This window comes from Candidatus Ancaeobacter aquaticus, assembly GCA_030765405.1.
Taxonomy (GTDB): domain Bacteria; phylum Auribacterota; class Ancaeobacteria; order Ancaeobacterales; family Ancaeobacteraceae; genus Ancaeobacter; species Ancaeobacter aquaticus.
In genome coordinates this window covers 1-13,944 of record JAVCCP010000055.1, presented here as the reverse complement: position 1 = coordinate 13,944, position 13,944 = coordinate 1, and the positions used below count along the sequence as shown (strand labels likewise).

Genomic DNA, 13,944 nt, shown 5'->3' with positions numbered 1-13,944 from the left:
TTACCATGGCTTCGCATAATTCGTTACCTCCTTATACGCATGGTTTGGTTCCGTGCCGGTGGTTAGCCATTACACGTGCTGGATTGTCCAGCTTGCTTATATTAGCTTTTCTTGGCGCACTCATATTCTCATCCTTTTATACTGTCATTAATCCAAATCAAACGGCCGGATATCAGGTTTTAAGTCTTTACTCTTTTTCGCTTCATCTATTCCCTTTTTGAAGACATCATCAAATGTCTTTGCTTTATCCTTTTCTTTTTGTTTTGCGTCATTAAATTGCGCGTCAAGTTTTGAACCCTGGTTTTTCACATCATCTAAAACATCCTTCAATAAATCGCTGCTGTCACCTTTTTCAGCTTTTTTTGATTTAAAGTGTTTTACCACCTTCCCGCTTTCGCGATCAACCTCTAAAAGCTCTTTACATGTGGGACATGTTACATACAATGTCCTTGCCATATTAATCTCCATATAATTACAAAATAAATCTTTATTTCTTTCCCGTATTTCTAAAGTGATTTCTAATGTTCCTCATCAAATTATACACACGTGAAGTCTTTCCCCACAAGATAAGATCGTACGTGTCCTTATTGGTCATCTTTATGCGATTTAATGCGTATATATCGGTATTAAGAATTGATGGCGAACGATTTGTTGTACACGCGGCCTTGTATCCCGCTTTTTCAACTTCTTCTTTAATTGCCTGTGAGTACCCGCCAATAGGATAACAGAATAATGAAACCGGTTTACCGAGCATCTTCTCTATATCTTTTTTTGCTCCGGCAGTTTCTTCATATAGATCTTCTAAAACAACAGTTGGAAGATAGGCATGTGTCTTTCCATGCACCCCGATCGATATATCGTGCTTCATCATCACTTGAATGTCATCAAGAGTGACGTATCCATCTTTTCCAAGAAAATCTGTCGGAACAAAAATCATTGCCGGCATACGATATCTCTTTAAAAGTGGATATGCATAGCTAAAATTATCTCTATAACCGTCATCAAATGTAACGACAACAGCTTTATAGGGAAGATTACGACCCTTACTTTTTACCGCTTTTACATACTCATCAAGCGAGATAACTTTAAAGTTATGTTTGTTAAGAAATGCAAGGTGTGTCTCAAATGCAGCTACTGTTACAGTAGGAGTATAATGTATCTTACTATCATTCACACTATGGTACATCAGAATAGGCGTCAGTGAGTCACGTGACGTTATATAGAATATACCACTAACAATAACCACAACACTAACAATCAGCGCTATAAAAAATCTTTTCATCGATTCCTCCACCTTAATAATTGACTATTTACCGTATTATTATATAATAACCGCAGAAAATTAAAAAGGAGAAAAAAATGGGACAGCAACATAATGCTCGTGAAAAACGTGCTCGCAAAAAAGCGTATATCAAAAAAACCAAGAAAACCACTGCAAAAAATAAGAAAGAATCTTAACCCGCATTTCTCACAAACATTCTATTTCAAAGATATATCTAACTGCAACTGCTGCGTTAAGCTTCCTCATAGTCCTCGACGTACTCTTCAAGTACGTCTGCGGGCTATTCAGTCTCAAGCCTTGCATTTACAGATACCTACATCTTTTCATGACGAATCTCTGTAAGAAAAGCGGGTTGGACACTTCGTGTCATTTCACTTAAATAATTCTTGATTTTGTGTGAGGAAAATATTACTACTTCTTTTTACGTGCAATTGCTTTTTTGCACGCGTCAACAATAGTTTCTTTAGTAAGATCGTATTTAGTTTTTAATTCGTCAGGAGTCCCTGACTCGCCAAACACGTTTTTAATGCCGATCATTTCTATGGGTACCGAAAACTGAACACTTAACAGTTCGGCTACCGCACTACCCATGCCACCATATATCTGATGCTCTTCAGCTGTGACGATCGCACCGGTTTTTTTGGCAGCATTAATCAGTGCCGCTTCATCAAGGGGTTTTATTGTGTGGAGGTTAATAACACGAGCAGTTATCCCGTTTTCTTTAAGTTCTTCGGCCGCATCCAATGCATCTTTAACCATTATACCGCAAGCAATAATTGAAACATCACTACCTTCACGGAGAATCTTTGCTTTACCAAATTCAAATGGATCACTTTCAAAGGTAACCGCCGGAATAGGCCCTCTTCCGACACGTATATAGACCGGACCAGCTATATCAGCGCTTGCTAACACCGCTTTTTTTGCTTCATGGGTATCAGCGGGAACAATGACTTTCATATTTGGCAGAACACGCATTATCGCAATATCTTCATTATATTGCGCAGTCGCACCGTCCGGTCCGACGGTAATACCGCTATGTGAACCAATCAGTTTTACATTCTCATTATTATAACAAAGCGATACGCGTATCTGGTCATATGCCCGTGTCAGCATAAAACAGCTAAACGAACAAGCAAACGGGACTTTACCGGCCATTGCAAACCCTACGGCTGTGCCGATCATATCCTGCTCACATATACCCATATTGATAAATCTGTCAGGATGCACCTTCTCAAATTTATCGGCACGTGTGGATGTCGCAAGATCAGCACTCAAGACAACGATGTCGTCTCTCTGATTTGCCAGCTCCATAAATCCTTCACCCGCACCGTCGCGAGTCGCCTTCATTTTCTCTGTCATGACTGCACCTTATTTATTCAAGTTCCTTTAACGCCGCAGCGAGTTCTTCTTCACTTGGCGCTTTACCATGCCAGGTAAACTGCCCTTCCATAAATGACACGCCTTTACCTTTAATGGTATCGGCTATAATGATAGTCGGTTTACCTTTTATCGTTTCAGCCTTGTCTAGCGCATTCAAAACTTCTTCTATCTTATGTCCGGCAATCTCGATAACTTCCCAACCGCATGCTTTCCATTTGTCTGCTACCGGATCAAGATTCTTTATTTTTTCAGTCGGCCCGTCCTGCTGAACCTTATTCTTATCAAGAATAGCACAAACATTATCAAGTTTTCTAAAACTGGCTGTCATTGCCGCTTCCCATATCTGCCCTTCATTCATTTCACCGTCACCTATAACACAATAGACCCTGCGAGCATGATTATCCATCTTTGCAGCAAGCGCCCAGCCGTTTGCAACGGAGAGTCCCTGCCCTAATGAACCGGTAGAAAGTTCAACCCCCGGAACACCTCGGTGTGTGTGCCCTTGAAGCATGGCACCTAACTTTCTAAATTTCATAAGTTCTTCTTCAGGAAAGAAACCGCATTTGGCTAAAACTGTGTAGAGTACCGGACAGCAATGCCCCTTTGACAGGATAAAGATATCGCGATCGTTAAACTCAGGGTTCTTTGGATCATATCGGAGTTTGTAATGATAGAGCCCGATCAATATTTCAACTAATGATAGGCTACCGCCGGGATGCCCTGATCCGGCTTCGTGGAGAACTTCTAAAATTGTGCGTCTCGTTTGACGGGCTAATTCTGTAAGTTCAGCAATGTCTGGTTTTTTCGTACTCATAGATTTTTGGCTATAGATAATGATTGATAAAACTACTATTAATTACTATAGTATTCGCAGGTAAATAGCAAGAAAATATTTTTTTACGGGAGGGTTTATGCAAATAGGGTTTATCGGCTTAGGCAAAATGGGCAAGAACATCGTATGTAACCTCCTTTCACAAAAAGTTGAGGTTATCGCATATAATAGAAGTCAGAAACCGTTACAAGAAGTAATTTCAGCAGGCGCGATCGGTGCGTCATCAGTTGAAGACCTCGTACAAAAACTCAATGCGCCACGGGTAATATGGCTCATGGTAACTGCCGGACCGGTTGTTGATTTGTTTATAGACCAATTACTCCCCTTACTTTCCCAAGAAGATATCATTATTGATGGAGGGAACTCTTTCTATAAAGACGCCATAAAAAGAGCTGAAAAATGTGCCGAGAAAAGTATCGAGTATCTTGATATCGGTACAAGCGGTGGTCTTACCGGTGCCCGTAACGGTGCGTGCCTTACAATCGGCGGAAAAGAAGAAGTATTCAAAAAGATCGAACCGTTATGCAAACTGATCGCAATAAAAAACGGGTATGGTTACATGGGACCGTCAGGCGCAGGGCATTATGTAAAAATGATACATAACGGTATTGAATACGCGCTATTGCAAGCTTATGGTGAAGGATACGAACAACTGAAAAACGCTCCCTATAAACTTGATCTTAAAGATATTTCACGAGTATGGTCGAATGGAAGCGTTATCCGCTCATGGCTTACCGAGCTTGCGCAGGATGCTTTCAGTAAAGACCCCAATCTCGAAAAGATCACCGATAAGATCGGTGGGGGTGAAACAGGAAAATGGGCAGAAGAAACAGCAAAAGAGACGAACTCTCCACATAACACACTGTCTCACGCGCTTTCTGTTCGCTATAACACTGAAGAAGGAAACTCATTTACCAAGAAATTTATTGCGGCGCTGCGGAATGAGTTTGGGGGACATGAAGTACAACTTAAATAGCGAATAGCGTTTAGCGTAGAGCGTATAGTTTAAATCCCTATTTAGTAATATCTAACCGCTACGCGCTATACGCTAAAAAAGTGAATCGTAGTTCGTGTATCGTGAATCGATTACGAACCACGAGTTCACCGCGTAGGTGGCACAAAGTGATTCCTACGCGGTGGAGATAGGTATATTCCATGATTAATGAGCCAAAAACTAATAAGATACAAATCAGAGTACGGTACCCTGAAGTTGATCAAATGGGCGTTGTGCACCACTCAAATTACTTTGTATATTTTGAAATGGCGCGCGTAGAACACTTGCGGTCACTTGGATATAACTACAGCGATTGTGAAAAAGACGGGATACTCTTTGCTGTGGTAAAAATCGCCTGTAACTACAAATTTCCCGCCTATTATGATGAGCTGATTGATATTGAGACCACCGTTACACGAGTGCGCGCAGCAACGATAGAACATGCGTACAAAGTGACTAAGAATAACGGAAAGACACTAATTGCGGAAGCATCGTCAACAATCGCCTGCATCAATAAAGACGGTGAACTGCAGGAAATGCCAGAATTTCTTCTCGGACCGATGAAAGCAGAATAAAAAAAGGGAACTGCAACCCTTCTCCTTTTTCATTAAATAACAATGCCATTTATTCACTATTTTGCTATAATAATATATGGGATGTTTATGAAGAAAAAAAACAAACCCTCAGATCTCCCCGGGTAATACACACTCACTTTCACACTTATGCCTGTCACATATACGTCTATGTGTTTCGTCGTTATTGGGCTTTGAATCTTTGCGCTTCCTGTTCGTCAGGCCAGTACTTTGCTATACGCTTCCTTCAGATCCAACCTCATGATTAACACCCTTGCAGAGTCGCTAACAGTTCCCACGACCGGGCTTGTTCGGGACTTTCACCCTATAGTATCTTAAAATAAAACGTGCAACTTATTTCTTAGGTGATTTTTTTATCGGGCTGTTAGTTAAATCTCTTACAACACTATATATTTTCAGATCGCCTCGTGGCTTTTCAAGATCACCCGGCACGATCATCTCGTTATTAACAAGCGTTGCCCCAACAATTCCCTCCATTGCTTGCCGTATCATCCAACCCGCGGCACCGGTGTATCCGTGCCATATCATTCGGCCGACTTCATAGTTTGTTAATATATCTGCACATTGTTTGTTTGGCTGGCCACCATATCTCTCGATCTCGTCTCCTTCACAATGCGCGATCGGCGCTATTTTCATCCACAGTCTGTATGCCGCAGCTCGGTATTCGTCCGCTTTTCGCTGATTACCCTGCTGCTCAAATTTCTCTGCAAGTAATCGGGCAGCTTTAACAAGCCACTGCACACCATGGCAATACATACCGTTTTCGCGTACACCTTCAGGATACTTACTACTTCTTCCAAGATACGGTTTAGAATCTTCACGTAATGCGGGCCATCCAAGCAAGATCGTATTCTCTCTCTCTAAAACACTCAATGAAGTATTAAACGCTGTTACCGCATGATCAAAGTTAATATCTGCCATAACTGCCCATGCAGCTGTGAGTGCATCTGTTTCCCAGATACCGCTGCCTTTAATACCGATTTCTGTACCATCATCGTGAAATGCACGTAAATACCTATCTTCTCTCCATGTCTTTTCGATAGACTCACCAAGCTCATTCATCTTCTTTACATAATACGCTTTACGTTTATCGCCTTCTTTCTCACCGATAATATCAACCATGTTCTTCAATATATAATAGACAAAGAATCCAAGCCATACACTTTCACCCTTGCCGTGACTACCGATCTCATCAAGTCCGTCGTTCCAGTCACCTGTACGTATATGAGGTAAACCGTTTTCCCCTGTACGCTTTGTCAGTATCAGATCAAGTGATTTCAGACAATGCTTGTATACTGTATCTGATCGTGTTGAACGATGATACATGTGCCCTATTCCGCCTAAATTTGCTGGAAGAGGCGCAAACGGGAATTCACTTTCAGCATATGTTGTCTTCTCATCAAGAAGTGTCTTATCTCCCGTGCACCGCGTATACTCCACAACTGCCCACGGTAACCACGCAGGGTTATCTGAGGCATGTGTACGGCATGAAAACGCTGTACGGCCATCAGTTAATGTAAAGAACCAGTGAAACACATCACCTTCAGGAAACTGTTGTGAGGCGTGCAATAATATTTGTTTGCGTGCAAGTGCAGGATCAACCCACATGAGATTCACTGTATCTTGGAGCTGATCACGGAAACCAAACGCGCCGCTTGTTTGGTAAAATCCTCTTCGCGCCCAAATACGTTCCGCAAGCCCCTGATACTTTAACCAGTTTTGGAGATAATTAAATTCCTGATGTGATGTCTCAAACCGTACTGTTGTCATAAGACTGAGCCACCAGTTACGTGTATCAGTTAATGTTTTTTCAACATTTTCAATATTCTTGTATTTCTGTACCAGTTGTTTCGCTTCACGTTTTGTGTCCGCTTGCCCCATAACGATCGCTATAGTGCATTCATCACGTGCAGGGATCTCTATTGTTGTTAAGAGACCCGCAATTTGCTGATTATCTGATAAGTGTGACGTATCCGGCGTTCCATTCTCAACTAAATATGGATGAGATATACCTCTACCCTTACCAAAGAATCTGCCTCTCTTTGTTTCAATGACATTTGAAGGAACTGACATAGATGCAAACGCCCATCCACGACGGAATAAATTACGCGGATTTTTATAGTATATAGCACTCATCGCTTTATCGATTCGTTTCTGCAGGACACCTGATTTTTCAGGCATGAATTCTAAGACCATTTCAAAGTATGATGCCATACGCATTTTGCGCGGTTTTTCAGAATGGTTTTTAATTGTCAGGTAATATATGCCCAGAGGTTCGTCTTGCGGCACAAATACGGTCAGTTCCGTTGCAAGTGTTCCTCGTCCCATACGAAAAACTGCTGTACCATCCACGCCAAACTCTGATTCATAAGAGGCGTTTTTCTCAAATAGCGGATAGTAACAAGGTGAATACCATTCTTTGCGATCAACATCATATAAATATATCGCTTCAGCCGGTAATTCCTGACTACAAGTGTCCGGCCAATCAGGTGTCAGACGATTTTGCTGAGAGTTACCATTACATGATGTATGTAATCCTCTGTTTGTTACCATAACAGAATGAAGAGGATTACTCATTGCATGGTCAAATGGACGCGGCGTGTATGGTGTCTTTACCAGGATCTTGTTGCCGTCATCGATATATTCTGAATACGGCTGCGGTGTTCCCGGAAGGATCTCACCATGACCTATCAATAGATTATTCTTTTTAACTTTTTCAGGCGGTATTGTTTCCGATTGCGTAGGCTTCAAGAATGTATCGATCATTTTTATTGCTTCATCTCGTTTCTTCGCGTACCCGATCATAAGACGGATTGTTTTCGTTTCTTTTGGTTTTACTGTCGCATTAATAAACAAAGAGCCGATCGGTTCAAATGACGGATATGCCTCTGTATCACGTGCAGGTGAATAATCCATTGTATCAAGTATACGTGGACGCCAAATGCTTTGTGCACGACCAATAAAATCCATGCGAGATGTAAGGAACCCGTCTGGACCTACGTCCGCTGCAAGAATACCCATAGACTTTGTTGATTTCTGCCATGCAAGTACCGCATTCTTTTCTCTCACATACTCCATCTCAATCAATAAACGGGTATATTGTGTATGGAACCTATCATGCAAACCACCGTTTAATACCCACTCAAGATACGGGACAAGTTTAAGCTCTTTTTCCTGATCGGTGGTATTTTTAATAGTTACGTTCCAGATTTCTGTTGTTGCAAACTGGTCCGGTAACGTTATATCTATCTTTGTTTTGATCCCATTATTGTCATTCTTGACATGGAGAACTTCATCACCCATTTTTATATCTGAAGCTTTAAACTTATCATGAGGAAAATTACCGATAAGCGGCCAATATACGTTCCCGCCCTCAGCTTTTGTATCAACCATGTAGAGCACTCTGCCGCACGGGTCCATGGTATCGTATGAACGACGTGAAAGATCGTATTCTTTAGGGAATACAGTCGGTTTCTTATGATCTATTTCACTGTATATTTCACCGTTTTCTTTTAGAAACACTCTATACATTCTGTTATTCAGTTTATTCACATGTAATTTTTTGCGTAGTGAACGACGACGTAATGCACGGAAAAGATACGAAAGCACTGCGCAGATAAATATCGCCACAATAACAAACACTATCTTTTGCGGCACCCCGAGCCCCATAACAGATGATAAAAGCCCCGCTTCTTTTAATTCTGCAGCACTTTGAATAGCAGCTGCTGTGTTCCAGACACTTGCCCATTCTCGTCCGCGGGGAATAAAAAACGGTATTAAAAGAGGTGCCCATGTCGCGAAACGTTTCACGCCTTCGGGAATGTACCGCTGTGCTGCTGCCGGGCCAATAAATTTCGCTATCTTTTCATCAAGTTTATCTAACCCGATAAAACTTAAGTTTACCAGTGACGCTACACGCAGACCCATGTGATCCATCCATATAAGAACCCGGAAGAAATCAAATGCGAGGATATAGACAAAAACCTGTAAGCTCCATTCACGGAACGCTGCCGGTGACATCGTTGCATCGTGATATATCGCAAACATTGTCCTCACAGCACCATCCTGATTATACCATGTCGGATCAGGCATCATGCGCAGGAATGTAAAGATGATTGGACTCATCCATAATCCCCACCGTAATACAAAGATCATATTTTCAACTAAAAGACCGAATCCTTCTTTCGAGAAGAAGTTCCTTACCGGAGCGGTATGTTTATCAAGGATCATTTGCAAAAACGCTTTATTTATCGCAAAGAGCCATGCCGCAATTGACCAGTTAATAACACCTGCAAGTGATTCTGTATAAAGCAGTTTCGCGCCACCGGTAAATGTACCCAGATCGATGCGGCCCCATTTATTCACTAAAGGATAGGTAACATATTCACGTGCCTCAAAACCCGAACTCGTATACAGCTTGAACTTCTCAACAACAACCGGTACCTGCAGGGCATCAAGATAGAATGCCACGCCACATCCGACAAACGCGCCCATCAAACCGTCAATAAAATACAACCTCCATGACTGAATCTTGCCCTGATTTTTTGAAGCGTAAAAAGCGTCCCGGACAATACTTATACCGCTAGATGCAATTAATCCTACTATAAGACCAAAAAGAATACGGTGATGCATTGCTTGTTGAATAAAACCGTTCGATAACGCGTACGCAAAACCAAACCCGACAACAGCGCCACGTGCATAGAGCACTCCGTCCTTATAGCTGTACCGAGCTCTGGCTAAAAATGGTAAGCTTCCATCAAATGACTCAATAATCGTTTTAATGAGAGGAAACACCAATGAACCTACAACCACCCCTATGACAAGCGGTAACGTTTTCATTAGTTGATTCATTGCACCAACATTTAACATAATGTGCACAATAAAGAGTAGTGTCATCAATATAGTACTGTATGCTATACCTTTTTTGAGTCCTGATGTAACATGTCCAAGAAGCGACGTCCCAGAAGGAGCGTTACGTTTACCGCCGTCTAATGCGACACCGGTAATAAGGTATACTTCAGCCCATAACCCACCGAATGAAAGTGCCGATGCAACAATAACCGCAAGTGCCATAAGCGGCAGCGGAAACATTGATACTGCTTCTGTGGAACCAAAATCTGCAATGAGGGATCCGCAAGAGACATAAAGTGCAACAAGGAACATTATGATGTGTCCCTTAACGTCTTTCATGAGCTTACCGGTTGTTGCTAAACTCATACTATTAACAAAGATCTCATTAAATATAAAAACAACAAATAACCGGCCTAAAATTGTCATGATAATCGGCTGAGCAGCCAAAATGTTGCCGGTAACACTATTAATAAAGTTTTGTATAAAAAGTGCGTTTTCTGAGACCATGAGCCAATTAAGCGTATATGGCGCAAGTACTATAATTAAGCCGGTAATCGGTCGGATAACTTTACCGCGACCAGCAATAGCGCACGCATTTGATATATGGTACACAAGGAAAAATATTGTCGCTAAAACTTTGTTAAGTGTTAATACCCCGGCCCATGATGCAGGAGCTTGGAGTATTTCCATTGAGCTTGATGATGCTGCAAGGAGACCTGATATAAGAGCAGTTTGAAACGCTTCACCGGCAGTGAGGTGTCTACCCACATGTCCCGCTTTTAAGATATCTGCAAGAAAAACACCGATCAAAGCAATAAAAATGAACTGGTAATTAAATCCGGCATTTAAGTGATTTACTGTACCTAAATTATAGAGCCACAGTGCACTACCAATCAGGATAAATGATACTATTCCGTAAAGGAGATCGGTCTTAATAAGAGTAAAGAAACCACCAATATTTGTATCTATAACGGGGATATCACTTTTTGCCCGTGATTTTCTCCCAAAGAGAAGTCTCAATATTCCTACGAGAAGAAAAATAAGCAGGCAGAGCGCTATAACTACGCCTACCTTAATAAATGTCCAATATTTTTCAAAAAATGTTAACGTAAAAAATTCTGCGTCTAAGTATAGGATACCTTCAACCTGACCGGTTTTAATAATGGGTGTGATAACAAAAACGATTTCACTCAGACTGCCAATACCGTCCCAGTTGATTGGTACACGGGTATAATTCCAGCCGTTCTTTAATAGAATAGGAACAGTTTGTATTCCTCTTGGTCCCTTGATCTCAATTTTTACCGCAACTTGCTTTATCAGTTCCGATTCTTTCGCTTTAATGCCAATAGTCACCGCATCAGCAGAAGAAGCGTTAAGTGTTTGCGGATACCCCTTGGTAAAAACGCCGGTATATGACTTTGGTGATGCCGCAAAATCGAACTTCACTACATCACGCAGGAGGTCTTGAGCAAACGTTGTTGTCACACCACTAACTGCAGGACCAATATCAAAACCACCTCGTTTCTCTGCATCCATAATAGTATATGAAGGCTGAGATTTATTTTGTTCAGATTCAAGGTTTTGAGCGTGAGCACATGCGACAACCAATGCGCCTATCAGTAACATTATTGCCGGAAAAATTAACTTCATGGAACGTGCCATTTTCGTTTTGGTGGCGGAATTCTTATCCTGTGAAATCTTGCTGGAAGTTTTGGAGAATAAACCAATCATCATGATTCCTTTCTTTCATCCTTCTTGCATATCAATTCAATTATAAAGACACCAAGTTCGTGGTGGGGTAAACCTAATATTAAATACGATTTTTGCCGATTTGACAAATAAAAAGTCCCTTTTTTTCTTACCTCTTCTAGTTTTCGTGCTTCCGGATATTTTGGGTCTTTTGAGGCTTCTAAAATTCTCAAATAAAAGACACACATACATATTAGGATTAATACACGTAAATCATTTATAGTATTACACTTACATGTAATACTATTTTCGGAGTAACCATTCCATAACTCTTCATTAAGATTTCTGCGAAATGACGTTTAGCGAAGTCATCGCGAGGAAGCGATCTCGAAAAGAGTAAGAAGTAGAGCAAAAGAAACGGGATAGCAAACAATAGCCGAAAAAAGACACAGTTATCCTGTAAAGATAAAAGAATGATCTTTGAAAACATGAAGATTACCCGGTTAGAGAAACCAGTGGTTCTTTAGAGAAGGTGCGATAGCATCTGATTTTGTCAGGCTGTTCCCGATCGATTTTTGCGGCTGGAACATGATCCCAAAACCAAAGATGAGAAGTGTCATCGATACCGCAAAAATACCGTCGCTTAACGCTTCTATTCTGCTTGTTTTATACTCCACGAAAAACTTCTTATCTATTCCACCGGAGACACTTTAAATTTCCAGTATTTATCTACAAGTATTCCCGGATCTGACGGCGCTGTTTCACACACTGCGGCGGGCTCCTGTATTGCCATCGGCAAACTAACTCTCACTGATGGCGCAGGAATAAGTGGCGCATCAACATCTTTTTGAAAGACAAGACGGTACGGATCCATATTTCCGAAAAAGTATTCTTTAAACGCTTTCTTGTCTGCCTCGGAAATATCATCAAAATAATTCACTGTTTCCGCAATAGTTGTATCAACCGGTATCCACCCGTAATTAGGGAGATAAAACTCCGCCCAAAAATGGTCACCTGCGACACCCGGTATCAACTGCTGCCCACCTATTGCCCGTGCAGGGATGCCAAGAGACCTGCATAAAGCACAAAAATACATGCTCTGGCTCCCGCAATCTCCGTACCTGTTCTTAAAGACAAATTCAGATTCGCTCATCTGCTCGGCAGCTAGTCTTATATGAGGCATCAAACTGTACGCTATGTTATTGAGTACATACTGATAGAGTTTTTTCGCTGCACGATACGGATTATCAATATTTCCCACAGCGCGTTTTGCTTCACTACACACATCAGGTGAAACAAGAATGCTTGGGCTTGATTTGGTGTATTTCTTGTAGAGCGCATCGTTTTTATCATAGTCTCCGACAGCATCGGGATCTATCACAAATCGTTTTTCGTAATGGGTAAACATATATACCGCTTCGACCGACAGATCACTTTTGAGCTCATCGAGTGGTACTTCAATATATATTTGCCCAAGTTCGGTATCTGTCCGATAAGGCGCTTTTATATACTCACTTGGTTCTACGTTAATTATTTTTATATTTGATTGTGCTTGCGTCTGTACCGGCAACGGCACCCATAGCTTTAAGACCCCTTTTGCAGGCAACTCTTTTCGGGGAATCGTCATACTTCCTTTATAAAGAAATGTAACGGGGTTAATGTATGGTCTCCAGTCCTCACGCGGATACCCGCTATCCTTGTCCTTAAAGACAATATCCTTTAACTTTTCATAAAACGGATTTGTTTTTTTCTCTTTCGAGGTATATGCACGCATAAGATCGATGTTTCTGTATCTGATATTATCTATCGTACCGCAAAAATACTGAGGATTGCCATCAACAATAAGATGATCAAGTTTTCCGCTACTGATCCACTGGGCACGCTCTTTATCTGAAACATCCGAAAAATTCTTTGCGAGAATGGTTTTAACCTCTTCTTGTGAAAGCGGATACTCCAATGGTTTGCGCTCAGTACCATACATTGATTCGAGTGCTTTTCTGGCGTTTATTTTATCACTCTTTTCAACGAAGAGATCATGGGCTTTAAGGTATTGTGCATACGCTTTTTTGTAAAAAGTCTTTTCTTCGAGTTTTTTACCGGCGACTACAAGCTCATCAGGGTTCTCCTCCGATACTGCATACTGCGCAAAACAAACGACTGTGACAAAAGTAACGCACAGAAAAACAACTAATCGATTTATTTGTCGAGTAGACATAATATGACTCCTTTTCTTATATTTTCACAATTAACAAGAGGAGTTTCAATGCCCCTCATAGAACCGGACTTGTGAATTTCTCACATCCGGCTCTTCAATCCAACTCAC

9 protein-coding genes are annotated in these 13,944 nt (G+C 41.3%); 2 read left to right on the top strand and 7 right to left on the bottom strand.

Going from position 1 to position 13,944, the window contains the following annotated elements; genetic code table 11:
* Positions 1-147: 147 nt before the first annotated feature.
* From P9M13_07385 to P9M13_07370, 4 genes are all read right to left on the bottom strand, one after another.
* A complete protein-coding gene (locus tag P9M13_07385; GenBank protein ID MDP8263108.1) occupies positions 148-456 on the bottom strand; it encodes a hypothetical protein in 309 nt (102 codons plus the stop codon).
* A 31-nt stretch (positions 457-487) separates the two neighbouring features.
* On the bottom strand, positions 488-1,282 hold the full coding sequence (locus P9M13_07380; protein MDP8263107.1) for a polysaccharide deacetylase family protein: 795 nt from the start codon (positions 1,280-1,282) through the stop codon (positions 488-490).
* Between the two features lie 411 nt (positions 1,283-1,693).
* Positions 1,694-2,641 (bottom strand): transketolase family protein, encoded by a 948-nt coding sequence (locus P9M13_07375; GenBank protein MDP8263106.1) that lies wholly within the window; start codon positions 2,639-2,641, stop codon positions 1,694-1,696.
* Between the two features lie 13 nt (positions 2,642-2,654).
* On the bottom strand, positions 2,655-3,476 hold the full coding sequence (locus P9M13_07370; protein ID MDP8263105.1) for a transketolase: 822 nt from the start codon (positions 3,474-3,476) through the stop codon (positions 2,655-2,657).
* A gap of 97 nt (positions 3,477-3,573) precedes the next feature.
* Between P9M13_07370 and gnd the strand changes: the two genes are divergently transcribed.
* On the top strand, positions 3,574-4,470 hold the full coding sequence (gene gnd, locus P9M13_07365) for a decarboxylating 6-phosphogluconate dehydrogenase (protein ID MDP8263104.1): 897 nt from the start codon (positions 3,574-3,576) through the stop codon (positions 4,468-4,470).
* A gap of 179 nt (positions 4,471-4,649) precedes the next feature.
* Positions 4,650-5,063 carry an acyl-CoA thioesterase gene (locus tag P9M13_07360; protein ID MDP8263103.1) on the top strand — a complete coding sequence of 138 codons (414 nt, stop codon included), beginning with the start codon at positions 4,650-4,652 and terminating at the stop codon, positions 5,061-5,063.
* 351 nt (positions 5,064-5,414) lie between these two features.
* Here the strand turns inward: P9M13_07360 and P9M13_07355 are convergent, their stop codons facing one another.
* From P9M13_07355 to P9M13_07345, 3 genes are all read right to left on the bottom strand, one after another.
* A complete protein-coding gene (locus tag P9M13_07355) occupies positions 5,415-11,582 on the bottom strand; it encodes a hypothetical protein (protein ID MDP8263102.1) in 6,168 nt (2,055 codons plus the stop codon).
* Between the two features lie 542 nt (positions 11,583-12,124).
* Positions 12,125-12,298 carry a TMEM175 family protein gene (locus tag P9M13_07350; protein ID MDP8263101.1) on the bottom strand — a complete coding sequence of 58 codons (174 nt, stop codon included), beginning with the start codon at positions 12,296-12,298 and terminating at the stop codon, positions 12,125-12,127.
* Between the two features lie 14 nt (positions 12,299-12,312).
* The gene (locus P9M13_07345; GenBank protein MDP8263100.1) at positions 12,313-13,836 is read right to left on the bottom strand and encodes a transglutaminase-like domain-containing protein; all 1,524 of its coding nucleotides are present in this window, start codon (positions 13,834-13,836) and stop codon (positions 12,313-12,315) included.
* Positions 13,837-13,944: the final 108 nt, after the last annotated feature.